Genomic DNA, 26,436 nt, shown 5'->3' with positions numbered 1-26,436 from the left:
TGTTGGCAGGCAATTACGTTATATCTATTGTGCCGGAGAGTGCCAGCAACAGTCCCGTCGAGAACGAGCCGCTTCCGATTTTGCAGGGCCGCCCACTCCAGGTGAAATGTCACCATCAATTGCCCAAGGCAACTAACCTCACGGCTCCGGCGCTTGCTGCCCGGACACGGCCTCAACCCGACGATTGCACTCCGGCCGCGATGCCGTTGATGGTCTGAAATATGCCTTCAAGCAATCGGCGCGCCTCTGCCGATAGTTCATCCAGCGGCGTAGCTACCTCAGCAGCGAAACTCGTGCGCCACTCCTTCATCATGCGCACCTGCAAGCAGTGGAGCGGATCAACATAGGGATTGCGCAGCAGGATTGACCGTTGGAGGACCGGAGATGACTCCATGATCTGCTCTTGGTCCGTAATCTGCAGAAGCGCCTGCCGCGTCCGCTCATATTCCTCCGCGATAGCGGAATAGACCTTGTCACGCACCGTTTCATCAACCACAAGCCCCGCGTAGAGCTTGGCAACCGACATGTCGGCGGTGCCGATGCTCAATTGGGCATTGTCTACAAGCGAACGGAAGAACACCCAGCTCGTATACATCGCACGCAAGCGCTCCAGATTGCTCTCTTGCGCCTCTATGAATGAATGCAAGGCACTGCCCACACCGTACCAACCGGGCAGATTATGTCGACTCTGTGTCCACGCGAAGACCCACGGTATCGCCCGCAAGTCTTCCACGCGGTCGCCGCCTTTGCGAGACGACGGCCGCGAACCCACGTTCATGCGGCTGATGTGCTCGATCGGCGTCGCCTGCTGGTAATATGTGCGCAGTTCAGGTGTCTCATAGATAAGCGCTCTATACGCGCGAAATGCGGTTTGCGATAGCGTCGCCATGGTGCGCTCCCAGTCCGGCTCCAGGGAGGCGCGCGACTTTAATACACTCGGGCTTAGCCTTGCCAGGAGCATGGCGTGAATGACCTGTTCCAGATTGCGATGCGCCACGGCCTGCCTCCCGTAGCGCGAGAAGATAACCTCTCCTTGCTCCGTCAATTTCATGCCGCCGGCCAGAGAGTCGGGTGGCTGCGCCATGATTGCGCGGTTTGTCGGACCACCGCCCCGGCCGAGCGCCCCGCCACGTCCGTGGAAGAGCTGCACGATCACGTGATGCGCGCGGCACGCGGCAACCACTTGCCGCTGCGCACAGTAGAGTTCCCAGGTAGCCGTCAGAAAACCGCCGTCCTTGTTGCTGTCAGAATATCCCAGCATCACTTCGAAACGGTCGTCCCAGCACCCCACGTGGGACCGGAAGACCGGGATCGAGAGCAGCGCATGGATGAGATCATAACCGCCGCGCAAGTCCCCAATGGTCTCGAGCAAGGGCACGATTTTGAGGCGACTCTCGCTTACCTGACCCTGGGCATCCACGTGCCAGAGTCCCGCCTCTTTGGCCAGTAACGCCACCTCGAGCACGTCACTCACGGCTTCAGTAAAGCTTATGACGTAGGTATTGCAGGCTGCCATCCCCACTTCACTCTGCATACGGGAGATGCTGACAAAGGTCTGAAAGGCCGCGCTGGCAGTGGAAGCGACAGAGAGGTCTTGGAAGCCTATGTTGGCCGGATCCGCAAGCAGGCGTGTGAGCAACGCTACCTTGTCCGCTTCTTCGAGGTCACTGTAAGCCGATGTGACGCCGGCGGCGGCAAGGAATTCGTCCAGCGCGGCTGCATGTACCCCGCTGTGCTCGCGCACGTCGAGATCCACCAGGTGGAAGCCAAACACCTGCACCCGTCGAATCACGTCCCGCAGGAGACCGCGGGCTATGCGGGCGCCACCGTTCTCTTCCAAACTGTCTCGAATGAGCAGGAGGTCGTCAAGCATGGCGTTGGGTTCCTGGTAGGCCCCTGAAGCGGCAGCGCCGCCACCGGCATAGCGCCTTCTGGTGCGTTCCAGGCGCTTCTGCATCATCACAATCTTCGTCCGATAGGGTTCCATGATGTCTGTCTTGCGACCAACGCCAGCGCCCGGTAGAGAAGCGCGGTCTCGCGCAATCGAATCCAGCAACTCCCGTGAAACAGTTGCGTAGTGTACCGAGGGACTGAGCAAGCGCCACAACTCGTCGAGGTCTCGAGAATAGCGGTCGAGTATTAGCGATCGATGCATTCGCAGGGTCTCTTCGGTAACGGCCGGCGTTACAAAGGGATTGCCATCCCGATCGCCGCCCATCCACGAGCCAAAGGTCAGGAATCGCGGCATCGTAAACGTGTAGTCATCCGCGAATTGCTGTAGTGCGTCATCGAGTTCGTGATAGATTCTCGGAATCACGTCGAGCAGCACGTGATCAAAGTAGTAGAGCCCGTCATCAACCTCTCCCAAGACCGTCGGACGCTCCCAGGGTGTAATGTCGGTTTGCGCCAGGATCGTCACGATCTCATGAATCTTCTCGTCGGTGCGTCGATCTATCGAGACATCCTGGCGCTTGCCTTCACGTTCGGCCAAACACGCCCGCAACATTTCAAGGAACACCAACAGGGTCCGACGCCGCACTTCCGTGGGATGCCGCGTGAAGACCGGCCGTATGGAGAGTAGCGCCAGAATTGGCGCAAGTTCCTCCGATGTGACGCCCTCACCCTTTAGGTTCGCCATAGCGGCCGCAATCGACTCATACCGCGGCTTGGGATAGCTGGCTCGCTCATTCTCACGCATGCGGCGCAGGCGGTGCTGCTCTTCCGCCGCATTAATGAGATAGAAGTAGAGCGAGAATGCCCGGGCCACCGCGAACATCTCGTTCTGCCGCAGACCTGCTACGGATTCTGCAAGCGGCTGCAGCGAGACCGTCGCCGTTGTAGTCCGCTGCCAAATCGCGCTGAGGCGTATGTCCTCCACCAAGTCCAGCAGCGACTGACCATGCTGCTCACGCAGCACCTTGCCAAGCACACTGCCAAGGAAATTTACGTCCTCGCGGAGTTGCTCGATTGGCACCCGTCGCAAAACAGTCTGTCTCGGTTCGATTTCCATCGTCTATACCGCACTCATTTTCTACTCAATTCGAAAGCAAGCATCCCCTCTTAGAGAAATCACGGTCAGGCCCGGCATATCCGGCGACATTGTAAAGTCCGCAGAGGAGAGCGTTCAAACCTATGATGCCACACTTGCAAGCCAAATGACCGCACTCCCATTGCAACCCTGCAATGCCAGACATGCGCGTGTGGTCGTGGCTCCCTTGACTAACAGACTCACCGCCAGTTTCTCAAACATAGCCGCGCCGAATCGAGAGACTTTGACGAGAGGCTATCCCATAAATGGATTCGGCATGCCGTTTCGTGCTTTAATCCTTCGTCAAGCTCAGGACAGGCAAGGGCTTCGCGCAGCACTCAACACGAACGGATAGTTGTCCTTCCCGTTCGCCCCCGTATCAAGTACGTGGCGGGCTCTGAGCCTGTCGAAGGGCACATTTGCACAGGGCCAGGCATCTATGAGATCAGTTCTAACGACGCACGGCTGCGCGCAGCGGAGCGGGCACCATCTCGGCCAAGAGTGCGAGTTCCGGCAGCTTGAGCAGGCGCAACACTCCCAGGTATGCCAAGAGCAACACCCCACCGCCGCCCACGACCAATGCCAAGAGGCCCACGGTACCGCCACCCTCAGTCAACACCCGCTGCACGTAGAGCATGCCGCCGGCCACAAGTGCAATGAGAAGTGTAGTAGCGCCAATGGTAGCTATGAAACGGCTAATGCCTTCACCGCCCACGCCCCCTAGCATGCGGCTGAGCAGCCACAGCATTACAAGCGCATGGCCGGAATTCTGCACCGTGTTCGCCAGCACAAGCCCCGGCATACCAAGCGGCTGCAGCAAGGGCAAGGCAACCGCCAGATAGAATCCGATACCCAAGAGGCCGACCAACACAGGGGTACGCGTGTTCTGGCGGGCGTAGAAGGCAAATATGAAAAGCTGGTCCAAGCCGGTGAGCGGGAGTTGTAGGCTATAGAGAAAGAGCGCCAGCCCCGTAGCGCTGGCGTCGGCGGCATCGAACGCGCCGCGCTGATAGACGAGCTCAACGATGGGCCGGTGCCAGATCAGCATCAAGGCGAAGACCGGCAAAATCAGCAGAACGATGAGACGCACACCTTGGTTGAGGATGCGTCGAAAGTTCGCCGTGTCGAGGTTGCGTCCCTCAGCGGCCAGCAATGGGAGCACGGCAAGGGCAATCGCAGAGCCCACCAAACCAATGGGAAGCTGCACCAGCCGGGTCGCATAGTTCATCGCGGCGATGCTGCCTTCTCCTGTTCGCGATGCGAGGTTACGATCCAGCAGGATTGCGAGTTGCGTGATGATAAGCCCCGCAAATACCGGCGCATAGAGTCTCAGGATTTGGCGTACGCCCGGATGACTGAGCACGGCACGCGGACGAATCCCCATGCGCCACAGTCCAGGAGCCTGAAGTACCAACTGCCCCGCAGATCCCACCAATACGCCGATGACAAGACTCACAACCCCAAAGCGGCTAACGAATAGCAACGCCATAAGGATGATGCCAAGGTTGTAGACCGCCGCACAAAAGGCGGGATAGTAGGGTCTGTGCCCAGCGTAGAGCGCAGCATTGACGACACCCGACAGACCAAGAAAGGCAACGGCAGGAGATGCGAGCCGCGTCAGACTGACCGTCTGCTCGAGAGATTCAGGAGAAAAACCAGGAACCAATATGCGGACGAGCGGCTCAGCCAGCAGGACGAGCACAACGACTGAAATACCGAGAACGATGCCCGCCAATGCGAGCATGGCACCGAACAGAGCCGACAGCTCGCGGTTGTTTTTCGCGTAGTCGGCAAATACGGGGACCAGGACCGCGGTAACGGCGCCACCAAGTAAGAGGTCGTAGACCATCGTCGGCACTTGGGACGCCGCCACAAACGAATCAGTGGCAGCACTTGCACCGAAAAGGTAGGCAACTATCTGTTCGCGAACCAACCCAAGAATGCGGCTAAGCACGTTGCCGAGCAGCAACACCACCGCGGCACGAGCCAGGATCGCGTCGGTGGAGACAGACGAGTTCATTTATGGCAGAGCACTTGAGACTGACAAACCTCGCGGCAATCTTGCACTGGCGCGGCGTTCCGCCAGTGGTACAGACCCGAATCTTGCATCAGCTTACGCCCCGCCATCAATCGAACTTTGACGTGCCGAATTGTCCACGGCGAACTGCTCGCTTTCTCTTAGGCAGCGGGCTTGAAGCTTTATGTAACGCAGCCGTCTAACGCCACTCTCGATTGGTGGGCGCCGGAAGCAATTTCGCTTACTTAATACTCTCTAGGAGCACTGAGTCTACGGCGACGTTCCGTGTCGCCGGCTGAGTTTGGCATTGCCTCCAAGTGCGCACCAGAAACCTCGGTCTGTAAGTTTGGGGTTCAGTTCAAGCAATGTCCCACGACGCGAAATGTCAGCAAGATCGATGTCTTGTGCCACAAAGAGGAAGTCGCTCGCGGCTTCGACTCGCCAACATAGCGTTGAGCTTATCCTCCCCGCTTGCGTCGCATGCGGCGAATGCCTGACCACATACCGAGACCAAGCAAACCGACGATTACCAATGGTATGCCGAATACGAGCACCCAAATCGACACGTTGACCGCAGCCTGAGCCACGACGATGAGTGCGGCAATGCTTGATTCAACGGTCTGCCCGGGCTGCCACACGGATCGCGTAGAGACATCCTCTCGCAACGCCGTAAGGATCATTTCGGCCCGGTTGTTGAATGCAACGGCATCAACTTGCTCGGCAGCGATGGAAATGGGAATCTGCAAGCGACCCTCCGCGACGTCTACCCGAGCGTGCATGAGGACCTCATTGCTGGCGCCTGCTTGTAGGAGTCCGAGCTTCCACTCCACAGTGCCTGTATCACGATCGAAGCTGCCTCCAGAATCCGCTCGGACGAAGGTCAAACCTGGCGGCAGTGTCGTCCGAACAGTGACATCGGTGGCATCACCGGTACCGGCATTCGTAAAGTAAATCCAGATGGGTAGGTCGCTCCCCTGGGCGCCAGCAGCCGGGCCTTCGACCTGCAACGTGAGGTCCGGTGCGAATGACAGTGTTAAGTTGGCTGTATTGTTTGCGTTATTCGCCTCAGCGCTTGCCGATTGGATGTGAGCCTGCAGCAGTATGTCGTTTTCTGTAGACTCCACGCGCATGCGAGCAAAAACTGTATTCACGGAGCCGGCTGCGACGTCGGAGAGATTCCAACGGATCTCACGGGCGAGCGGAAGGTAAATGCCCCCCTGGCCTACATCGATCATGCTTAGGAGTTCCGGTACGCGCAGCACCAAGATTCCGTCACGTGCCGAGACACTTCCGTCATTGCGATAAGTCAGAGCAAAAGTGGTAATGGCGTGGGCGGCGGGAAGATCTTGAGCGGCAAGTGTTACGGAAGTGTCCGGTGGCGCATGGAGCAATACAATGATTGTCGCAAGTGCTATGCGGTTTTCGAGGACATTGAAGCGTCCCTGGAGTAGCTCGATCTCTCCCCGCACCTCCGCCAGACGTTTTTCAACCTTCAGCAAGTCGTCTACCGTGTCGGCCTGTTCCACCAGCGTAAGGAGCTGTGTTTCAGCGGCCTGCAGGTTGCGGAGACGCGCATCGAGGTCAGTGTATTCTTCAGTAACGTCGCGGGCAGCGGTTTGCTCGGCCAGAACTTCCTGGGCAAGTGCCCGCAAGGCAGCCATGGCCTGGTCGAAGGCTTCAGCCGGCACCCGCAACGTCAGCGAGGTCGGCTGCAGGTCCCCGGCCTGCCGTACTTCAGCAGTGGCAATAAACGCTCCCGGAATCCCTGCAAGTATCCGCTCGACTTCGTTTACGGCAGTTGCGGGATTGCCCACAACGAGGGTAAGGGCGCCATTGCGAATAACCTTGGCATCGGTGGCAAAACTCGCGACCGAAACCGGGGCAGCCATTGCAAGCTTCTGTGAGCTACTTGCCACTTGAGGCGCAGCCTCTGCCGCCGGTGCCATTTCTTGCCGTTCCGCTGCTTCGCTATCCGCAGGAGCCATGGATTCTTCGGCGTGTTGAGAAGCAGCTCCCAAGAACATCGTTTCCTGGGTAACGCCGGCAAAAGAAAACAACGCGAATATGCCGACAAGCAATGCCCCAGCAAGGGCCGCAATCACCGCTCCCAAGAGCAATAGGGTTCTTTTCATGTGACCTACCTCCGACTTGTGAGATGCAAATTTTGATGCGTCGGTGTCCAACCGCTGCGCTAGCGTGTAACTCTCTTGCTGCCATGCATCGCAATCAGTGCAGCGGGAGTATGGATCAAGCCACGCACATGTGTGAAGAACACCACATCAGTACAGTCGCGCTATGGCTACGGAACTCGGCTACTGTCCAACGCGCGCATGTAGGCCCGCATGGCGCGGTCGGTCTGTTCGATGCCCTGATAGACGTCCCCGAGCCGCTGCCACGCCTGCAGCTTATTGGGGGAGGAGGCCGCAATCGCCTCAAGTTCTTGTGCCAAAGCACTGAGCGTGGCCTCATCCATCTGGGCACCTTCCCGCTCCAGTCTGTGCAGCAGAGTCTCCCAGGTCTCAGAACTCTCCCCGCGATCACCATCGTCAGGAGCAGTCCCCGACGTCGTCGCTGGTTCCGCTACTGCCGTTTCTTCCTTCTCGGTTTCGGTGCTTTGGGCCGGCGTTACTAGGATTCGCTTTTGACCTTCTTGCGCTTCTGCAGCGGCGCGCGCGCTTAGGCGGGCCGCTGCACGTTTGCGTGCGTCAGGCGCTTCCGATTCTTTCTTGGCAGCCAGCGTTGCTTCGATTCGTTGCAGGAAGTCAATCGGCACTTCAATTTCGGCATCGTCGCTCGGCAAGGGTAAGCGTGAAGGGCCATTTGCGGGGTAGAGTGCGCGCGCCAGCGCGAAATCCGGGTCTATCTGGCGGGATCGCTCCAAGAGTTGCCGCGCTTGATCGATGAGACCCATGTGCGCCCGTACGTCAGCCGACAACAAGATCGCCTTTAGACAGTTTGGATGCTCACGGACGATCTCGTCGGCGAGTCTACTGGCCGCCTGCCTGTCCCCATTGAGCCAATGCGCTTCCATCAAGGCGACTTGCGCACTCCAGTGAATCTCGGTCTCTTCCAATAGACGCCGAAACTCCGCAATTGCATGCTCCAGCAGCCCGCTGCGCAGGTGAATGCGCGCGAGGCCGGCCCGGGTCAAGAGCCCGTTTCCGTTCGAATCGCCGTGACCCTCGCGCCCGAGGACCAGCATGCGTTGTTTCACGTCTGTGCGGGTGGGATCATTCTCAAACGCGCGGCGGATCACAACGAGCCGTTCGCTGTCTCTCCCTAGAGACTCCAAGACTTCTGCGAAATTCATGAGAATGGGGGCACTCTCCGGGTCAATGTCAAGCGCCTGAAGCAACTGCTCTTCCGCCTGCGCAGGCTGATCGGTTTCTAAGTAGACTTGCCCGAGCAGGGTTCGCGCCGCCAGGTTACTCGGGGACTGCTTGAGCAAATAGCGGGCTATCTCTTCCGCAAGCGCAAAGTGATTCAGCGCTAGCGCCTGTTCTCCCCATTGCAGGAAATCTCTTAGTTTCATGTGCTCCTATGTTCCTCAGCAGTGGTGCGAGCTTACCACCGGCCAACAGTGTCACAGTGCCGATCGCCCGATCTCGTCAGCCTTGCTCACCGGATTCTCTGGGATCCCAGAATTCACGCACCTACGGACTGCGGCACGGGCATCTCGGTTAGCAGGTCCATCACATCTTAGGATACACTCCGCTGCGCCATTTCGGTTGCTCTCCCCGCGCCTGTAACTGCCGGCTGCCCACTGAAGCCACGACCTAATTCCACAAGCTCACGAGGTCTTCCATGGCTGCGCGATCAAGCCCCGGCCCTACCAGCGCCACGTGAGCCCAACCGGGAATGAAGATGCGTTGCGCCACACGCAAGACATCATCCGCCGTAATGGCATCGATGATAGCGAGCATTTCGTCCAACGTAATCGTCGTGTGCATCAGCACCTCTTGGCTGCCGTACCAGCTTGCAACGTTCCAGCTATCTTCCATGCTCAGCAGCAACCGGCCCTTGGTGAATTCGCGCACCTTATCCATTTCCTCTGCCGGGAGTTTCTCTTGCCGAATACGATCCACCTGCTCCCAAATGGCAGCCAGGGCGCTCCCCAAGTGCCCATCATCTACCCCGGCGGTAATGACGAATGCGCCCGTGTCGAAGTACTGCTCTGCGTACGTAAAAATGTCGTACGCCAGTCCAAGCCGTTCGCGTACTTCCACCGCCAAGCGTGAACTCAAACCATCTCCCAACGCAGCGTTTAGGAGTTCCAGAGCATGGCGATCGGGGTCAGCGTGAGAGAGACCTTTACCGCCAATACAGAGCTGCACGTGGCTATGGTCCTCAGCTTGCGTGATAACGCGATCGACGGGTTGCGTCGCGACGGCAGGCAGCCAAGCGGGGCCGGTTCCTTTGCGCAGACCGCCAAATGCCTGTTCCGCATGCGCAAAGGCATCATCGGCATCCACACCTCCCGCAACCACAAGCACCATATTGTTGGCGCGGTAGAAGTCTTCCACATGCTTGGACAGATCGTCTCGGGTGATGTTCATGATGGACTCTGGACGACCGCCTATATCTTCTCCGAGCGGATGCCCCGGCCACAACAGACGCGACATGAGCACGTGCACCCAGTCGGTTGGCGTGTCTTGGTAGAGCTCAAGCTCTTCAAGAATTACACCACGCTCGCGCTCGACGTCATCGGGATTCAGCGCGGGGTTAAGGGCAATATCGGCGAGAATATCGAACGCAATCGGAAGATGCTGAGACGCCACTTTCGCCCAAAAGACCGTTGCCTCCCGACCGGTGCTCGCGTTCAGGAGACCGCCGGTGCGTTCGATTGCTTCCGCTATCTCCTGGGGATCAGGCCGCCGCAAAGTGCCTTTAAATAGCATGTGCTCCAGGAAGTGGGAGAGCCCCATGAGGTCGTAAGGTTCGTAGCGAGACCCGGCCCCACAGAAGAGGCTGACGGTTGCGGCACGGGTATGGGGCATCGGCAATACAACCACCCGCAGCCCATTGGGCAGGGTGCGCCTACGCAAAGCCTGCTCTTTCATTGATTGCACCCGTTAGGCAACGTTGGGTAAAGAAGCGATCTGCGCAAGCTCTTTCAGGGCACGCTGTACCGCCGCATCCTCTTCGAGGGAATCCATAATATCGGCTTCAATTTCAATGTCAGGAGCAATCCCAACTTCGGAGATAGACTCCCTTCCCGGTGTAAGCCAACGCGCGATCGTTACACGAAGTTGGGAGCCATCGCTCAGGTCGTGGGGAAGCTGCACCGTACCCTTGCCATACGTTCGCTCCCCAATGATTACTGCCCGGCCGTAATGGGACAAGGCGCCGGCAACGATTTCCGATGCGCTCGCGCTGCGCTCGTTTACCAATACTACAAGGGGAATGTTGCGAGCCACACCGCTGCTGCGCACCCGATACGGGCGTTGCTGCTGCGCTTGCTCTTCATAGAGGACCACTGTGCCGCGGTCCAAGAATTCGCTCGTCACGCGTATTGCCGTACCCAGCAGGCCACCGGGATTGTCGCGCAGATCAAGGATCAGGCCGGGCGCCTCGTCATCGATCAGTGATTCCAAGGTCGTGTGCAGTTCGTCAGCCGTGAGGGCGCCAAAGCTCCACAGCCGAATGTAGCCCACGTTTCCTGACAGCGTTTCCGTCGTTAGCGAAGGAATTACCACTTCAGCACGGGTGATTGTCACATCAAACGGCTCGTCATCTCCACGCTTAATCGTGAGCACGACATCAGTTCCGGCTTGGCCGCGAATGCGCAGCGCCGTGTGTTCCACCGTGTCGCCCTCTATTAGGGTTCCATCCACTGCCACGATTATGTCTCCGGACTTTAGGCCGGCGTTCTGTGCGGGTGAATCATTGAATACCGAATGAATCAAAATCTGGCCGTCTCGTTCATCGATCCGCGCGCCGATGCCCTGGAACTTTTGTCGGGTTTGCTCCCGTGCGCGCTGGCTTACGGAGGGATCAAGCAGCGTCGTGTGGGGATCGCCAAGAGTGTCCAACATGCCGCGAATAGCTCCGCGCATCATGGCATCCTGGTCTATCGGCTGCTTATAGAACTCTTGCGATACAATCTCCCAGACCTGTAAGAAGAGTTCCCACTGTTCGTCCTGCCCGACTGGCGGCGAAGCAGGCAAGACGCCGGGGAGGACACCAGAAAGGACTGCGGCCAATGGCTGCAATGGCCCCCCTTTGCCCCCTGCCGCAAAGCCAGCGGCAAAGGCCCCTGAGCCAACCGTCACAACCAGCGAGAACGATAGGACAATCGCTAGGAAATGCTTGCGCTTCATGGGTCAAGCCTTAATTTGGGGTGGCATCCGACCTGGTTATTCCTAGAGTTTCGCAGCACCATGCGTTACCTTCACGATAGCATAGCACTATGCGAGAAACAACCGCCTTTCAACCGCAGGCGCGGGCCTCTTACTTGCCATGGTCGAGACGAATTTCGTGCCGCAGGCACGTCCTTTCTTCACCACAGTGCCGCTCAAGGGGCATCATCGACAAGAGCGGGTACTGGCTCATCGAAAGTCCTGTATTGCACATTTCATACGGGCGTCCGCCGTATCTAATCGGGAAACGCATCCCCCCTGGATGTCTACTCGCGAATTTGATTCTCTGTTGCTGGACGCGTATTATGGAGTGCAGACTATAAGTGACCAATGGCATGAAAGGGTAAACGGGAATGCTTGGGACATTTGGGTGGACAGAGCTCCTCATAATCCTTGTGATTATCGTCATCCTCTTCGGGGGAAGCCGGATCGCAGGTCTCGGCGGTTCGCTCGGCAACAGCATCCGCGAATTCCGCACGGCGATGAAGGAAGAGGACGAACCCAGCGAATCTGATGACGAAAAGAAGGCTACTGATTCTGCGGAATCAAAGAAGGAAGATGACGAGAAGAAGGAGGATTCGGACCAGGCTGCGAGCAGCGAGGGCGAATCCAAGAAAAGCTAGCACATTGTGCTCAAGCGGCAGCGGCTTCGCTGGCTGGGGACTGCCGTCTGTGACTCACACGGCGCCCCCCGTGACGCGAATAGCCGGTTCACTCTGATTCGTGTCTACGCGCAAGATATCCCAGCCCTATTAGAATACAACCGGTGGTTGATGCTTTTCACCGCCGGTTTTTTCTTTGTCGGCATCGTTGCCGGAGCTGCTCTGGGGCAGCTGTACCCTCTTGCGACTGAGTCCCTTCTACGCGTCTATGCCGAGCAAGTCGAGCGTCTCGGTGACATCGAATCTATTTCCACCGCAGCAATTCTCGGCAACAACCTGCGCATTTTGCTTCTCAGTCCTATACTTGCCACGCTCACGTTCGGGCTCTACCCGCTGATCGTCGTCACACTGCCCGGTGTGCTCCTGGGCATGTTGGCTGTGCAAGTGGACTTTGCCGGTCCATTCCAGTTGCTCATTGGGCTCGTGCTCGTGCTGCCTCATGGTGTGTTCGAAATACCTGCAATCATGATCGGCAGTGCCCTCTCTTTGCGCCTCGCGTGGTCCTTTTTGCGACCGGTGCCTTCCCTCAGCTTCTTTGAGAGTGTTGCCTGGGCCGCGATCAACGTCATCAAAGGGTATGTCTTCCTCGTAATCCCTCTTATCGTGATTGCCGCTTGGGTGGAGGTGAACGTGACCGGCCAGATTGCCCGCTGGCTGATTGGCCTCAGTGCAATCATCACCATACCTCAGCCATAGCAGAACTCTGGGCCGGATTGCGTGCTACAATTGAAAAGATACGGTTTCGTCAGCTATCGCAAACGTTGGAACGATGAATTCACCGCCATCTTCAACCGCAAAGCGCCTGCAGAGAGTCCGCGATTGGCTCTCAGAGTCTGAGACGGACGCGCTCCTCGTAAGCAACGACTACAACCGTCGCTACGTCTCCGGATTCACCGGTTCTTCCGGTTGGCTGCTGATTAGCGCTACCGATGCTCTCTTGATCACAGATTCCCGCTACACCGAACAGGCGGGAAAACAGGCCCAGGACTTTACGGTGGCGCCGCAGTCGGGGCAGATTGCTCCCCTGCTTATGGACCTCAGCAAGCAACACGGCATTGGGCGGTTAGCCTTCGAATCGGAGCACGTCAGTGTTGCCACACATGATGCATATCGAGAGGCGTTTGCCGGTGAAGTCGAACTCATAGGGTATCAAGGATCAATTGAGAAACTTCGCGTTTCCAAGGAGCCGGACGAGGTTGCCGCGCTCCAGCGTGCCATAACTATTGCCGATGAGGCCCTCGCTGAGCTTCTCACGTGGCTGCATCCCGGTGTTACCGAGCAGGACGTAGCGTGGCGCTTGGAGATACTGATGCGGGAGGCCGGCGCCGAGGGACTCTCTTTCCCCTCTATCGTCGCGGCCGGCCCGAACGGCGCGATGCCGCACCACAGGCCGGGAAACGACGTTATCCCCCGAGACACGTTCGTTGTTATGGACTTTGGTTGCGTTGCCGATGGGTACTGCTCCGACATGACCCGCACTGTGGTACTCGGCACTCCCTCTCCCGAGATGCAAGCAATTTACAGAATTGTCTTCAAAGCACAAGAGCAGGCGGCGGCGCACGTGCGCGCGGGCATGACCGGCGTAGAGGCCGATGCCTTGGCTCGCGAAATTATTGTGGGCGCGGGACACGGCGACCACTTCGGCCATGGTTTGGGCCATGGGGTAGGTCTGGAAATTCATGAGGCTCCCCGCCTTTCGCCCCTGGCTGGCGATACGCCTCTGCCTGAGGGCGCAGTTGTCTCTATCGAACCCGGCATTTACCTGCCCGGCGTGGGCGGTGTGCGCATTGAAGACCTGGTCTTGCTCCGCAAGGACGGCGCAGAGACACTCACCGGATCGCCAAAGATGACCTTTTCGTAAAAGTGAAATTGCAGGAGGCATTACGCGTTGATCGAAACTGGCAACCTACGACGTGGCGTCGTAATCGAGTATGAAGACACGATTTATCGCTTGGAGGACGTGAAGCACATCAAGATGGGCCGCGGCGGCGCGGTGGTGCGGCTTAAGCTGCGGCACGTGCAAGAAGGCCACATCATTGACCGCACCTGCGATGCCGGCGCCCGCTTTCGCCGAATCCGTCTTGAGCAACGCCCGGCCCAATTCCTCTATCGCGACGGCGACGTCTTTCACTTCATGGATACGGAATCGTACGACGAAATCCTTGTGGACGGCGCTCTGCTTGGCAATGCCGAAAACTTCCTCAAGGATGGCGCTTCCATCGAGCTTGAAATGCATGGCGAACGAGTATTAGACGCCACACTGCCTCCATCCGTAGAACTTGATGTCGCGGACACTGCGCCCGGCTTTAAGGGCGACACGGCCGCGGGTGGCACCAAGCCCGCTACGGTCGAAACAGGGCTGGTCGTCAATGTTCCGCTCTTCGTCAACGTGGGAGAGACTATTCGTGTGGATACTCGAACGAGCAGCTATATCGAGCGGGTGCGTTCATCGTGAGCGGTCAAGGCGAACAGACTGAGCTGCCATCTTCCCGTGAGACAACTCCCCTCTCCCGGGTAATTCACGAGCGTTTGAAGCCGTTGCTCGAACTCATCAGCGATTCTGACGTAGAAGAACTATCGCTTGAGCATGACGGCATTCGCGTGGCAATCAAGCGCACCCCCCACATGATGTCGGTCGTCTCGTCGTCTCCTCCGCCCGAAGTGGAAGAAGCAGAGCCGCAATTGCACGTCGTGCACGCGGGGAGGGTAGGAGTGTTTTCCCGCAGCCGGCGACAGGAGCAACTACCCGTCATCGACGAGGGCGCTGAGATAGAGGAAGGACAGTTGCTCGGCTACATCGAGGTCCTTAACGTGCTCAATGAAGTCCACGCACCCTTTGCCGGTACTCTCGAGCGCTTTCTCGTGGAATCCCGGCAACCGGTTGAATACGGCCAGCCGCTTGCTCTGATCGAACCCGCTCCGGAACCACCAACAGACGACGTGGAGTAGGGCGCATTCGAGGGACGCTGCGTGCTGCGCGCTCAGCACACGTCGACTCGTTCATGTACCGGCGATGCATGTCAGAAGAATGCTCTGGCATTCTGCCCCTCACAAGCTCCCACATGCTATTATTTAATGAGAACTCAACTACTCGACTTCCAAAGAATATCTCACTAGGTGTACCGATCACTTTGTGAGACACGTTATCTGAGAACTGGAGCTGTGCGTAGCGCGGGGGCTTGCCCCCGCTCTTTGAACAGTGTGCAGCCTACATCGCTCTTTCGTTCGCCAGAGCTCCTCATGTAGACGACATTCCTCACAGAGAATCTGAGTATATGGATACGTATTACGCCAAGGATAGGCAAGAATGGCGGGCATGGCTCCACGAGCACCACGCCCACGCCAAGGAGATTTGGCTGGTCTATTACCGCAAAGCCACAGGCAAACCCCGTGTTGCATACAATGATGCCGTTGAGGAAGCCCTCTGCTTTGGCTGGATAGACAGCCAGCAGAAGGGCATCGATGAGGAGCGCTTTGCACAGCGGTTTTCGCCGCGCAAGCCGAGCAGCAATTGGTCGGAATCGAACAAAGCGCGCCTGCGCAACCTTATCGCTCAAGGCAAGATGACTCCGGCAGGACTAGAGGCCGCTCAGGGCGTTGATTTGGATGAACCATTTGTGATCGCGCCGGACATCGAGTCTGCGCTAAGAGCGGACCCGCAAACCTGGCAGCACTTTCAGGATTTCCCGGAAGACTATCAAAGTATCCGCGTAGCGTTCATCGAGAGCGCACGCAACCGACCCGCGGAATTCAAGAAGCGTCTGGATTTCTTTCTCAAGAAGACTGCGCAGAACAAGACCTTCAAATACGGCTAAGCCGGCGCCGGCAGAGCGTAGCATGCACGTTGACACTTTGGATTGCGAGCAAGAGCAACCTGCAACGATTGATTGGGCCTCGATCCAGAATCTCCCGCGCTGGGGTGTGAAAGAATTTTGAGCCAACAGTAGGGCTTCCTCGCGGCCGTTGCGTTTGGCTGGCTGAGTCGAATTGGAATCAACACGTAAACCAGTGAATTAGCATTTATCGCACTAAGGGAATCTTGATGACAGAGACCTTGTCCGCATCGGCTGAGATGGATGCAAATGAAAATGAAATTGAAGATAATGCAATTGTGGTCGCCGGATTACGCAAGTCCTTCAAAGACTTAGAAGTGCTCAAGGGAATCGACCTCACGGTCGCACGTGGGAGCATTCTGGCGTTACTTGGTCCTAACGGCGCCGGCAAGACGACAATCATTCGCATATTGAGCACATTGCTGCCACCCGATGGCGGCCAGGCGCTTGTAAACGGCTTCGACGTGTCCCGGGAAGGGGGCCAGGTGCGCAAGAGCATTGGGCTCACCGGACAGTACGCGGCGGTGGACGAGTATCTCACCGGGGAAGAGAACTTGCTGATGCTGGGCAGGCTCTATCGCCTCAGCATTGCCGATACGAAGCGGCGTACCCGCGACCTTTTGGAGCTATTCGAACTCACCGATGCCGCCGGGCGCACGGTGAAGACCTATTCCGGCGGAATGCGCCGCCGCCTCGACTTGGCGATGAGCCTCATTGCATCCCCACCAGTGCTGTTCTTGGATGAGCCCACCACCGGGCTTGATCCGAGAAGCCGTTTGTCACTGTGGGAGATGATCAAGCGCCTCTCGGCCAGCGACGTCACCATCCTGCTGACAACGCAATATATGGAAGAAGCCGACCAATTGGCAGACCAGATCGTTGTCATTGATCACGGCAGTGTGATTGCTGCCGGCACGGCAGACGAGCTAAAGTCCCGCATCGGCGCCGCACGCTTGGATCTCACCATTGCCGCATCCAGTGATTTCGTAAGGGCTGAGCAAGCGCTGGACGGCCAAGCCCTGCACCTGGATAGCAAGCGGCGCTTGCTGAGCATTGCCAGCCAACACGGCGTCCACGAGCTGAGAGAGGTGCTGCAACGCTTAGAAGAAGCCGACATAGAGGTGGAGAACGTTTCGCTGCATCGTCCCACCTTGGATGATGTCTTTCTCACGCTAACGGGCACCGCGACTACTCCCCAATCCGACGATCAACCGGAAGAGGGCCAGGAGAAGGAGAGGGAATGAAAGAATCAATGTCTTTGCTTGCCAATACGCAACCAGAGGCCCGTCCGGAGATCTTCTGGACGCTCGACAACTCCTGGGTGCTGACCAAGCGCAGCCTCAAACACATCATTCGCAACATCGATCAGTTGCTCTCAACTTTTCTTATGCCCGTGATGTTCTTGTTGCTCTTTCGCTACGTCTTTGGCGGCGCGATCAACACGGGGGACACGAGTTACGTCAACTTTCTGGTGGCCGGTATCCTGGTGCAAACGGCTGCCTTTGGGGCCAATACGACCACCTTCAGCGTGCTCGTCGATCTACAGCGGGGCATTGTAGATCGTTTCCGCGCGCTGCCGATGGCGAGCTCGGCTCTGCTCGCGGCGCACGTCATTGCAGATTTGGTGCGAAATACGATTTCGGCGTTGATAATGCTTGTTGCGAGTTTTCTCGTTGGATTTCGCCCCACGGCAGATCTTTCCGAGTGGCTGCTGGTACTCGGCCTATTGCTCCTCTTTACGCTTGCGATTTCCTGGGTTTCGGCCATTCTGGGCATGGTCGTCAAGTCGCTGGAGGCCGCACAGTGGTCAGGTTTCATGGTGCTGATGCCGCTCACATTTGCCAGCAGCGCCTTCGTGCCTACCGCCAGCATGCCGACCGTGCTGCGCGTCTTTGCTGAAAACCAACCCGTTACCCACGTCATCGAAGCTATGCGCGCCTGGATGGTCGGCACGCCCATTGGCAATAGCGGCTGGCTGGCACTCTTCTGGTGCACCGGCATAATCGTGATTGCCATGCCGGTGGCCACGTGGATATTCCGCAGCCGGACATCGGATCCGCGCCCTGGCTAAGAGACACGCGATCGGTGGCGCCAGAGCGAAGTTCTTCATGTAAACCACGGACAGAGTACATCTTTACGCCGCAACGTAGTATCATGAGCGAGAAGGTGCAGTCTCGAGCAGTTGGGGAAGGCAAGCTATGCGCACCATTCAATTGCCGTGGTGGGACCCGCATGGGTGGACACAGCCGCGAGCGCTCCGCCGCGAGGAGTGGGCGACCGGTACAACCCATGAAACAACGCTGCTCGTCGCCGACAGGCGCATCCCGCTCATCGCCGGTTTCATCGCCGGGGCGGGCGTATTTGCCGGTCTCTTTGCTGTAATCATGATCCTGATCGCCATCTGGCCGATCATGGTCATGCTGTTTACCCTCAACCTCGTGGGTGTCGTTTCGCTCGTCCTTTCCCACACTTTTGGCTGGGTCGCAATTCTCATGGACCTTTGGCCTGCCCTGATTTTGAGCGGCCTTCTCGGCTTGGCCAAGGCCCGTCTCAATCTTCGCAGTGTGGAGCGACGCCTGCGCCCAATGCCCTTTCACTCGCGGTGGGACACGCTACCCGGCTTGCTCCTCAGCCTTATCGGGGTGCCGTTGCTCTTCCTTGGGCTTGCGGTGTGGAAAGAGTTCCCGATCATGGTCGTATACCTCTTGTTTGTGTGGCTCCTCTCTGGTTTAGTCTACGACCAATACTGGAACATCTGGTTTGAAGGCATGCTCCAATCGTGGGTGGGTTCAGCGGTCTGGTTCCGCCGCACACTGAGCCTCTCGTACGTTCTGCACAACGATAGCGACCTCTTCGGCTGCATCATCGCCGATCTTGCCGTGAGCGAAGACGGTCACAAGGCGCACATTCAGGGCTGGTTCCGCACGCCGGAACAGGTGAAGCGAGCGCGTCAAGTGGCTCGCCGCATCGTCGGCATCCGCGAGGTGGAAGTGGAAACGCTCTCGTGGGACTTGCAGGATGATATGTGGGATGAGTACACCGCCACCGGCGTACGTTCCTTGGTCGTCTGACAGGAGCGCGCTCCTGCAGGAACCTCCCAGCGTGTATGCCAAAATGAGAACCAGCAGTTCGAGGAAGTCTCATGACCGCCAGTCTGCCTTTTGCTTCTCTCGAACCGAGAACGACGCAAGACTCCAATGACGAGTCCTTGAGCCAACAACACAGCGCAGCTCGATCCTTGGCCGCAATTCCGGCGAGAACATAGCTTCAGGTGAAGAAATGGCACAGCCGAACAGCCTCGGCGGCGCTGGTGATGATGCGCGCTTCCTCTCGCGCCGTGAGATAGTCTCCGCCACGGTGGCGGATGCGCTGGTAATGATTGCCAGCCTGCGGGTAACACTCCTGGCAGGCTTCATCGGCGGCGCGCTGGCGCCGTTGGCGTTTATCATACCGATCGGACTTGCCGTCGTCCTATGGCCCATATTCAACGCCTTCATGTTGGCGCTGATGGCGGGCGCCTTGCTCTTTGCCATTGTCCTCACTCCGTTGGTGATCCTCTCCGGCTTTTGGGAACGCCTGCGCACCCTCAAGATTCTCGAGATTGCTACGGGGCTCATCCTGCTGGCTGTCCTTGTAGTCGGATTGCTAACTGTGCGGTCTGCGGAGCCTGGGTCTCCTCCAATTAGCCTAGGCATGATTTTGGGAGGTGTACTCACCATAGTGTCGTTGATCTTGAACACGTCGCCTATTACTTTTGGCGCGGGAATTCTGGGCGCGCTCATGGCGCTCTTGCGTCGTTTTCAGGCTGATCGCGACGCTTACTGGCGCATTTCCTTTGGGCCAATCGTCTCCGGTTACTTTGGCCCGCACCAAGTCTTGTCCTTCATTGCCGTGCCCGTAGGCCTTCTGGTAGCCCTCAACGTCTCAATACAGAACGGTTGGGCGTTAGCGTTTCAGGCCTTTCCAGTCTGGATACTCTCCGGCTTTCTCTTCTGGGCGTATTGGGAGATTGCCCACAAGTACATTCTGGGCAAGATCACAGGACAGGCCGCCTGGTTCCGCAAGAGTATGGCTCTTGCGAAGGTGCTTGAAGACGATTCGTACCTTTTTGGATTGCGCTTCGAATCGGTTGGGGTTGATGTGGAACGCGGCGTGGCGCAAATCCGCGCGGAGTTTCGAGACCCCGACCAGGTCTATCGCGCCCGCCAGGCCTGCCTGCGCGTCGCCGATATCGTGGATGCCGAAGTGGTAGATACAAGTGATCCCTTCCAACGAGTCAGGAAGAAGAGTTGGGACTACTAGCCAAGGGGTCAATCGACAACAAAGAGAGGGTTCATGCGCATCGACGCCCACCAGCACTACTGGAAATTAAACCGCGGCGACTATGGTTGGCTCACACCGGACATGGGCGTGCTCTACCGCGACTACCTCCCCGCCGATCTCGAACCAAGCCTTGAACGGCACAGGATCGACAAGACAGTGCTCGTGCAGGCCGCTCCCACCACGGCGGAGACGGACTATATGCTTTCGCTCGCCGCTGAGAACGACTCAATCGGTGGTGTCGTCGGCTGGCTGGACATGGCCGACCCCAAGTTTCCGCAACTATTCGAGGAATACCGCCAACAGCCTGCGTTTGTGGGAATCCGGCCCATGCTGCATGACCTGTCCGATAACGCGTGGGTGACTCAGCCGGTAGTGCTTGAGAATCTCACGCTGCTCGCAGAATGCGACTTTCCGTTTGACTTCCTGGTGCGCCCCCAGCACTTGCCCTATGTATTGCAGGTACTTGAGAAAGTATCAAACCTGCGCGCCGTTATCGACCACATCGCCAAGCCAGACATCAAAGCGCAACAGTTCGAACCGTGGGCGTCAGATCTCAATGCGATTGCGCAGCACGAAAACGTTTACTGCAAGCTCTCCGGCATGGTCACCGAGGCCGATCACGCCAACTGGATGCCTGCCGACCTCCAGCCGTACGTATCGCACACCGTCGAGTGTTTCGGACCGGCGCGCGTGATGTACGGCAGCGATTGGCCCGTCAGTCTCTTGGCGGCACGCTACGACGACGTAATTGGAGCCTTGGAAGAGGCACTGGACCCGGGACTAGGTGAGGTGGGCCTTGCAAATGTCTTCGGCGGCAACGCCGGGCAGTTCTATGGGATCGCCAAATAGCACTTTGCAATTGCCCTTGAGGGTATCCGAATTCGAACCTTGAGTGCGGTTGCTTGGCTTTCACATTTCGCGTTAACGAGTGAGCCGTTGGCCGTCGAACCCGTCACCTCAATGACGCCATCGAGAGGTGGTATTTCCATGGAAAATCAACTAAACGCAGGAGCCGCTTCTGCCAACTTGACACCCTGGCTGGGTATTGCACTCTGCGGCGGCTTTGCGCAGCGTCAGGCCCAAGACGTGCATGACGAGATTCATGCCAAGGCATTGGTGCTTGACAACGGCGATATTCGCATCGGGATCGTCGTTTGTGACTTCGTCTGTATGCCGCGGCGCATTGCGGACGCCGTGAAGGAGCGCGTGGCTCAGACTTGCGGAATACCCCCCAGCCATCTGCTGGTCTGCGCTACGCATACGCACAGCGGGCCGGCAGTTCGCACAGCCCTCGGCGTGCGTGAAGACTCGATGTATGTGGAGCAGGCTCCTGCCAAGATTGCAGATGCCGTCCAACTGGCGGTAAAACGACTGCAGCCTGCCAGCATCGGCTGGGCAGGAGCGCGGGAAGACCGCATCAGCTTCAACCGCCGGTGGTGGATGCGCGACGGTACCGTTCACATGAATCCGGCCAGCGAAAATCCAGAGCCCGTACGCCCTTCCGGCCCTACCGATCCTGCGTTGAGCTTCCTGTACCTGGAGGACGCGACAGGCACACCTCTCGCGGTCCTTGCCTCATTTGCGCTCCACTACGTTGGCACCGACTCGCCGACAGCGCTCTCTGCTGATTACTACGGACACTTCACGACGGAAGTGCAACGCCTGCTCGGGTCGCAGTGCCTGCCCATCCTCATAAACGGCACGTCCGGCGATATCAACAACAATGACTATAGCGGCAAGCGGTCGTGGCACGAGACCGGCCATGCCCAAGCCAAGCGCATGGCCTCCGTGCTCGCGGGACACGTGCTTAGCGAGAGCCAACTGCTGGACTTGCATGACACCTGCCCGCTTAGCGCCGTATTGGAAACCGTTACCTATACCCGCAAGACCATCTTGGCGGAAGACGTCTCTGTGGCCCAGCAGATTCTGCGCAATCCCGCCGCCTTTTCGTACGACTCCGGCCCGTTTAGCTGGGTTGTCGGCCAACCGGTGCATCGACAGTTCTTGCACGTCTATGCCCAAGCATGCATCGATCTCGCCGCCCTACCGCTGGAATTAGACACGCGCGTACAGTCTCTGCGAGTGGGTGATGCCGCTCTGGTAGCGCTCCCGGGCGAAGTCTTCGCCGAGACCGGACTAGCCATCAAGGCACAGAGCCCCTATTACCCTACACTCATCGCCGAGCTTGCCAATGACTATCTCGGCTACATCTGCCCGCAAGAGGCGCTGGAAAGACAGGGCGGCTATGAGACCTGGGCTTCACCCCATTCCATCGCCGCAGCCGGCACGGCCGAGCGACTCGCACAAGTTGCCGGTCAGCAGCTTGCCGGCCTCCGGCTCTAAGTTGAGGGGAAACACTACGCAGCATCAAAGGGCACCGCGCAAACCCGCAGCCAGCCGAGTCGACAAGGGAGAAGCAGCAAACCGCCCACTAATCTAGGCTGACGAGAGCAGGGCAAATGCGGAGCAAACGCCCGCAGTGGGCGACACGACCTTCGCACACGCTCCTAAGCGAGCGCTGCACAACCGGTTTAGCAGTGAGCATCGCCGAGTTCGCGAATGCCGCAAGAGGCTGGGAGTTGCGCGTGCAATTCCTGGGCGCTACGCCATGGGGTGCATGGAAAGCGCCAGCGACGCCTCGATGTTCCACACGACCTGCGAGACAGCCTGGCCGATGAGGTCCAGCTTGCGCACTTGCTCGATGCGCCCTGCTGCTTGTCTCAATTCCTGCTTGGAGAGCAACGTGCGGAAAATGCCGCATGCGTCTGCAAGGCAAATTATCACAATGTCGCGCGGGTCGGGAATGACATCGCTAAAGAGCACTTCCATGATCCGCAGCTTCACTTCGCGCTCGGCCTTCCCATCTACAACAGGGTAGCGCCGCGAACGAAACACCCACAGGAAGCGATCGTCCCGGCTTTCCAAAATTCCATGGGTGATGAGTCGCTTCATCGCTTTATCGCGAATGGAATAGGCATTCTCGGCCGTGTGCTCGATCCAATGGCAGATGTCGTGCTGATCGGTTGATTTTGAAATACTCTCCAGAGTTGGGTCCAGCAAGTCGTCGCCAATAGGCGTAGGATCCAACAAGGATAGCCGCTTGGGATCGGTGTCGATCCTATTCTCCAATGCAATGTCCATCAGCACTGCGCCTGCTAGAGCATAGCGGAGCGACCATTCGGGAATGTGGGCAAATTCGCCACTCTCATCATCAAGCAAGAGGAGCATGATTTCTTCGGCAAATCTCAGCATTGACTTCACTCCTTACTACACTGTAGGGTTTGCAAGTATCGTAAGACGTTGGTGCGGCCGTTGTCAATGGTACGCGTTTCCGGCCATACGTGACTGATCGCATTTTGGTGGAAACCTAGGCTTCGCTCCTTTGCATTGACGCCCTGAATTCTAAGCGTTGCTACCTGCTTGTTCATCTGATCGTCACCCGTTGTGCCCAAGACGAGCAATCCCAGGTGTCGCCGTGCTTCAATATGCTTCCGTTTGACAACATGTTGCGCTATACTTGCGTCTGAAAAGACTGAATTTGTACAAGGCCCACACGAAGGAGTGACGCTCGTGAGTACATTACTGCAGGCCGGCGCTGCCACGGCGAATATCACCCCATGGCTTGGCATCGAGGTTCCGGGAGGCCATCGTACGCGCTATGCCGCAGACGTCGACGACGAGCTTCTGGCAAAGGCGCTGGTTATCGACAACGGTGAAATGCGCATTGCGCTTGTCACGTGCGACCTCATCGTAATGCCTCAAGGGATGGCGGACCGGGCCAAAGAACGCATTGCCGCGCGCTGTGACATTCCTCCCGAAAACGTCATGATCAATGCCACGCATACCCATACGGCCGCCGGCGTTGCCGATCTCCTCGGCACGGGCGAGGACAAGGCGTATGTCGAGTGGGCGCCGCTCAAGATGGCGGATGCCGTGGAAATTGCCACGCAACATTTGCAGACTGCGCGCGTTGGTTTTGCCACAGCCCATGAGGACCGCATCTCGTTCAACCGCCGGTGGCATATGCGTGACGGAACAGTGCGCATGAATCCCGGCGCGGGGAATCCAGACCTCGTTAAGCCTACCTATCCCATAGACCCTGAAGTCACTATGCTTTACGTGGAAGGGACTGACGGCCGGCCCATCGCCGCCGTTTCTAATTTCGTGCTGCACTACGTTGGCACGGACAATGGAACCGCTATATCCGCCGACTACTTTGGGCACTTCCACCGGCTGATTCAACGCTACCTCGATCCGCAGTGTGTCGGTATGCTCTGGAACGGCACCTCAGGCGATATCAATAACCAGGACTACAGCGGCGAGCGCCAATGGACCGCAAGCGGTCACACGCAAGCGATCAAGATGGCAAACGTGTTGGCCGGCCACCTCATCACCGAGATCCAGCTCATGGAGATGCAGGACGAATTGGTGCTGGGGGCGGCAGTGGGCACGTTTGACTTCCAGCGTAAGACCATCACGGCTGAGGACCTCGCCATGGCTGAGAAGATTCTCGCCGTGCCCGCGGGAACGTACACTGACTATGATTCAGGGCCGTTTAGCTGGGTGGTCGGCCAGCCGTTGCCGCATCCGCTTTCGGATGTCTACGCGGCTGAATGCCAGCGCTTGGCGCAAATGCCGCTCACGCACACCGCGCCGGTGCAAGCCCTGCGGCTCGGCGACGCCTCCATCGTGGCCTTGCCCGGTGAAATCTTTGTCGAATTCGGCTTGAACATCAAACAGCAGTCCCCCGCGTCTCCCCAGTTTGTCGTGAGCCTGGCCAACGGTTATATAGGTTACGTCTGCACGGACAAAGCCCTGACCGAGCACGGCGGCTACGAGACCTGGGCGGGATACTCGTCTCTGGGCGGGGTCGGCACCGGGCCTGCCATGGAGCAATGCGCCCTGGAGCTTCTCGGCCGGCTTTTCTAGCCACAGTGCTTGCAAGCGTCTGCCGCCAAACCGCGCCACATGCTGGATGTGCTGTGCCACACACTCCCAAGACTTCCCACGGCGAAACCGTTTGCAAACTATGTGCTGGATAGCTAGTTTAGAATGCACGTTAACAACCTTAGAAACATTTAGCCGCACTGAGAGGAGTGTGTGAACGTGAACGAAAGCAAGATTCGCATGGCCGTAGTCGGATGCGGCGGCATTAGTACCGGTCACATCAATGCCTATGCCCGCATGAGTGAAGCCGTTGAGTTGGCCTATTGCGTGGACATCGACGAAGAAAAGGCCAAAGCCGAGGCGGAGCGCACGGGTGCAAAGTGGTCGACGGACTATGACTCGATCCTCGATGAGGTAGATGCTGTCGATATTTGCACGCCGCCTCATCTACACGCTGCAATGAGCCTGGCCGCCATGCATCGCGGTAAGCACGTCCTCACGGAGAAAGTTATGGCGACGACGCTTGAGGACGCAGACGAGATGATTCGCGTGGCCGACGAAAAGGACGTCAAGTTGATGGTGGCGTATGTGACGCGCTACCAGCCCATCTGGCAGAAACTCAACGAACTGGTGACCGGCGGTGAGTACGGTCAACCATACATGGTGCAGGTACGCACCGAAGACAACATGGCCAATCCGGCAGGGTGGCGCAAGTCGTGGAAGACCTTTCCCATGGGCTGCCTGCTCAGCCACGGTTGCCATTATGTTGACCAGATGGTCTGGAACCTCGGCGACGTGGTGCAAGCTACGTGCCTGAGCGACGATCGCTTCCGCAAGGACACCCTTGGCCGTGAGGATACGGCAGTCTCCATCTACCGCTTTGCCAGCGGCGCATTGGGCAACTACGTAGCGTCTTGGGGCACCAAGCACAGCGACTGCCATCTGCGCTTCGCGGTTTACCTCGAAGGCGGCGAGCTGATCCTCAGCTACGATCCTGATGGCGTCCGCCGCTTGATGCTCTGGCAAGCTGGCGACAAGGAAGGCACGCTCCTGGTTGAAGATGACCCAAGCAAGGCCGACCTCATGGATGCCTTCAGCGCGCGCAAGAACTTCGCCGGCGAATGCGAGCACTTCATCGACTGCATCGTAAACGATAAGACCCCGCTTACCGACGGCGTCGAGTCGAAGAAGTCGATGGAGGCCATTATCGCCGCCTACCACGGTGAAGACTACGGCATAATCGCCGATTTGCCCCTTGAGAACGTGCGACCCCAGCTGGTCTGGCGTAGGACGGACGAGGTCTGGTAGAGGCCGGCACCCTATGGGC

Annotated in this window: 21 protein-coding genes; 14 read left to right on the top strand and 7 right to left on the bottom strand. The window is 58.0% G+C overall.

All coding sequences use genetic code 11. From position 1 onward, the window contains the following. Nucleotides 1-172: 172 nt before the first annotated feature. The 6 genes from ppc to OXE05_04200 form a co-directional block, all read right to left on the bottom strand. The gene (gene ppc / locus OXE05_04225) at nucleotides 173-3,010 is read right to left on the bottom strand and encodes a phosphoenolpyruvate carboxylase (GenBank protein MCY4436523.1); all 2,838 of its coding nucleotides are present in this window, start codon (nucleotides 3,008-3,010) and stop codon (nucleotides 173-175) included. A gap of 469 nt (nucleotides 3,011-3,479) precedes the next feature. Continuing rightward, nucleotides 3,480-5,048 carry a murein biosynthesis integral membrane protein MurJ gene (gene murJ / locus OXE05_04220; GenBank protein ID MCY4436522.1) on the bottom strand — a complete coding sequence of 523 codons (1,569 nt, stop codon included), beginning with the start codon at nucleotides 5,046-5,048 and terminating at the stop codon, nucleotides 3,480-3,482. A gap of 455 nt (nucleotides 5,049-5,503) precedes the next feature. Then, nucleotides 5,504-7,177 carry a DUF4349 domain-containing protein gene (locus tag OXE05_04215; GenBank protein MCY4436521.1) on the bottom strand — a complete coding sequence of 558 codons (1,674 nt, stop codon included), beginning with the start codon at nucleotides 7,175-7,177 and terminating at the stop codon, nucleotides 5,504-5,506. A gap of 167 nt (nucleotides 7,178-7,344) precedes the next feature. Next, a complete protein-coding gene (locus OXE05_04210; protein MCY4436520.1) occupies nucleotides 7,345-8,577 on the bottom strand; it encodes a tetratricopeptide repeat protein in 1,233 nt (410 codons plus the stop codon). Between the two features lie 244 nt (nucleotides 8,578-8,821). Continuing rightward, nucleotides 8,822-10,105: a pitrilysin family protein gene (locus OXE05_04205; protein MCY4436519.1), complete on the bottom strand. Its 1,284-nt coding sequence runs from the start codon at nucleotides 10,103-10,105 to the stop codon at nucleotides 8,822-8,824. A gap of 12 nt (nucleotides 10,106-10,117) precedes the next feature. Then, nucleotides 10,118-11,365, bottom strand: coding sequence for a S41 family peptidase (locus OXE05_04200; GenBank protein ID MCY4436518.1), 1,248 nt, complete (start codon nucleotides 11,363-11,365; stop codon nucleotides 10,118-10,120). A 392-nt stretch (nucleotides 11,366-11,757) separates the two neighbouring features. Here OXE05_04200 and tatA point away from each other — a divergent pair, with 392 nt between their 5' ends. The 12 genes from tatA to OXE05_04140 all read left to right on the top strand — a co-directional run bounded on the left by tatA (nucleotide 11,758) and on the right by OXE05_04140 (nucleotide 22,565). Continuing rightward, nucleotides 11,758-12,027, top strand: coding sequence for a twin-arginine translocase TatA/TatE family subunit (gene tatA, locus OXE05_04195; GenBank protein ID MCY4436517.1), 270 nt, complete (start codon nucleotides 11,758-11,760; stop codon nucleotides 12,025-12,027). Between the two features lie 6 nt (nucleotides 12,028-12,033). Then, nucleotides 12,034-12,762 (top strand): stage II sporulation protein M, encoded by a 729-nt coding sequence (locus OXE05_04190; GenBank protein ID MCY4436516.1) that lies wholly within the window; start codon nucleotides 12,034-12,036, stop codon nucleotides 12,760-12,762. Nucleotides 12,763-12,835: 73 nt separating this feature from the next. Further along, on the top strand, nucleotides 12,836-13,927 hold the full coding sequence (locus tag OXE05_04185) for a Xaa-Pro peptidase family protein (GenBank protein MCY4436515.1): 1,092 nt from the start codon (nucleotides 12,836-12,838) through the stop codon (nucleotides 13,925-13,927). A 27-nt stretch (nucleotides 13,928-13,954) separates the two neighbouring features. Then, entirely contained in the window at nucleotides 13,955-14,521 is a 567-nt protein-coding gene (gene efp, locus OXE05_04180; protein ID MCY4436514.1) for an elongation factor P, read from the top strand. Then, a complete protein-coding gene (locus tag OXE05_04175) occupies nucleotides 14,518-15,015 on the top strand; it encodes a hypothetical protein (protein ID MCY4436513.1) in 498 nt (165 codons plus the stop codon). Before efp ends, OXE05_04175 begins: the two co-directional genes overlap by 4 nt. Before the next feature lie 326 nt (nucleotides 15,016-15,341). Further along, the gene (locus OXE05_04170; protein MCY4436512.1) at nucleotides 15,342-15,881 is read left to right on the top strand and encodes a YdeI/OmpD-associated family protein; all 540 of its coding nucleotides are present in this window, start codon (nucleotides 15,342-15,344) and stop codon (nucleotides 15,879-15,881) included. A 227-nt stretch (nucleotides 15,882-16,108) separates the two neighbouring features. Further along, the gene (locus tag OXE05_04165) at nucleotides 16,109-17,143 is read left to right on the top strand and encodes an ATP-binding cassette domain-containing protein (protein MCY4436511.1); all 1,035 of its coding nucleotides are present in this window, start codon (nucleotides 16,109-16,111) and stop codon (nucleotides 17,141-17,143) included. Then, nucleotides 17,140-17,970 carry an ABC transporter permease gene (locus OXE05_04160; protein ID MCY4436510.1) on the top strand — a complete coding sequence of 277 codons (831 nt, stop codon included), beginning with the start codon at nucleotides 17,140-17,142 and terminating at the stop codon, nucleotides 17,968-17,970. Before OXE05_04165 ends, OXE05_04160 begins: the two co-directional genes overlap by 4 nt. Before the next feature lie 127 nt (nucleotides 17,971-18,097). Next, nucleotides 18,098-18,970 (top strand): hypothetical protein, encoded by an 873-nt coding sequence (locus OXE05_04155; GenBank protein MCY4436509.1) that lies wholly within the window; start codon nucleotides 18,098-18,100, stop codon nucleotides 18,968-18,970. A gap of 208 nt (nucleotides 18,971-19,178) precedes the next feature. Beyond that, entirely contained in the window at nucleotides 19,179-20,201 is a 1,023-nt protein-coding gene (locus OXE05_04150) for a hypothetical protein (protein MCY4436508.1), read from the top strand. Nucleotides 20,202-20,234: 33 nt separating this feature from the next. Continuing rightward, nucleotides 20,235-21,071, top strand: a complete 837-nt coding sequence (locus tag OXE05_04145) for an amidohydrolase family protein (protein MCY4436507.1) — start codon at nucleotides 20,235-20,237, stop codon at nucleotides 21,069-21,071. Nucleotides 21,072-21,209: 138 nt separating this feature from the next. Next, a complete protein-coding gene (locus OXE05_04140; protein ID MCY4436506.1) occupies nucleotides 21,210-22,565 on the top strand; it encodes a hypothetical protein in 1,356 nt (451 codons plus the stop codon). Nucleotides 22,566-22,823: 258 nt separating this feature from the next. Here OXE05_04140 and OXE05_04135 read toward each other — a convergent pair whose 3' ends face one another. After that, on the bottom strand, nucleotides 22,824-23,474 hold the full coding sequence (locus OXE05_04135) for a GPP34 family phosphoprotein (protein MCY4436505.1): 651 nt from the start codon (nucleotides 23,472-23,474) through the stop codon (nucleotides 22,824-22,826). 318 nt (nucleotides 23,475-23,792) lie between these two features. On the opposite strand from OXE05_04135, the gene OXE05_04130 reads away from it, so the two are divergent. Further along, nucleotides 23,793-25,151 (top strand): hypothetical protein, encoded by a 1,359-nt coding sequence (locus tag OXE05_04130; protein ID MCY4436504.1) that lies wholly within the window; start codon nucleotides 23,793-23,795, stop codon nucleotides 25,149-25,151. Between the two features lie 177 nt (nucleotides 25,152-25,328). After that, nucleotides 25,329-26,417 (top strand): Gfo/Idh/MocA family oxidoreductase, encoded by a 1,089-nt coding sequence (locus OXE05_04125; GenBank protein MCY4436503.1) that lies wholly within the window; start codon nucleotides 25,329-25,331, stop codon nucleotides 26,415-26,417. Nucleotides 26,418-26,436: the final 19 nt, after the last annotated feature.

It is taken from the genome of Chloroflexota bacterium (assembly GCA_026710945.1).
Lineage (GTDB): Bacteria > Chloroflexota > UBA11872 > VXOZ01 > VXOZ01 > VXOZ01.
This window is presented reverse-complemented; position numbering and strand designations above follow the sequence as displayed.

Excerpts from the sequence above, each read along its gene's own strand:
- OXE05_04150 (MCY4436508.1), top strand. The coding sequence starts at position 19,179 with ATGGCACAGCCGAACAGCCTCGGCGGCGCTGGTGATGATGCGCGCTTC.
- OXE05_04210 (MCY4436520.1), bottom strand. The coding sequence starts at position 8,577 with ATGAAACTAAGAGATTTCCTGCAATGGGGAGAACAGGCGCTAGCGCTG.
- ppc (MCY4436523.1), bottom strand. The coding sequence starts at position 3,010 with ATGGAAATCGAACCGAGACAGACTGTTTTGCGACGGGTGCCAATCGAG.
- tatA (MCY4436517.1), top strand. The coding sequence starts at position 11,758 with ATGCTTGGGACATTTGGGTGGACAGAGCTCCTCATAATCCTTGTGATT.
- OXE05_04185 (MCY4436515.1), top strand. The coding sequence starts at position 12,836 with ATGAATTCACCGCCATCTTCAACCGCAAAGCGCCTGCAGAGAGTCCGC.
- OXE05_04165 (MCY4436511.1), top strand. The coding sequence starts at position 16,109 with ATGACAGAGACCTTGTCCGCATCGGCTGAGATGGATGCAAATGAAAAT.
- OXE05_04215 (MCY4436521.1), bottom strand. The coding sequence starts at position 7,177 with ATGAAAAGAACCCTATTGCTCTTGGGAGCGGTGATTGCGGCCCTTGCT.
- OXE05_04140 (MCY4436506.1), top strand. The coding sequence starts at position 21,210 with ATGGAAAATCAACTAAACGCAGGAGCCGCTTCTGCCAACTTGACACCC.
- OXE05_04155 (MCY4436509.1), top strand. The coding sequence starts at position 18,098 with ATGCGCACCATTCAATTGCCGTGGTGGGACCCGCATGGGTGGACACAG.
- OXE05_04135 (MCY4436505.1), bottom strand. The coding sequence starts at position 23,474 with ATGCTGAGATTTGCCGAAGAAATCATGCTCCTCTTGCTTGATGATGAG.
- OXE05_04170 (MCY4436512.1), top strand. The coding sequence starts at position 15,342 with ATGGATACGTATTACGCCAAGGATAGGCAAGAATGGCGGGCATGGCTC.
- OXE05_04145 (MCY4436507.1), top strand. The coding sequence starts at position 20,235 with ATGCGCATCGACGCCCACCAGCACTACTGGAAATTAAACCGCGGCGAC.
- OXE05_04205 (MCY4436519.1), bottom strand. The coding sequence starts at position 10,105 with ATGAAAGAGCAGGCTTTGCGTAGGCGCACCCTGCCCAATGGGCTGCGG.
- murJ (MCY4436522.1), bottom strand. The coding sequence starts at position 5,048 with ATGAACTCGTCTGTCTCCACCGACGCGATCCTGGCTCGTGCCGCGGTG.
- OXE05_04200 (MCY4436518.1), bottom strand. The coding sequence starts at position 11,365 with ATGAAGCGCAAGCATTTCCTAGCGATTGTCCTATCGTTCTCGCTGGTT.
- OXE05_04160 (MCY4436510.1), top strand. The coding sequence starts at position 17,140 with ATGAAAGAATCAATGTCTTTGCTTGCCAATACGCAACCAGAGGCCCGT.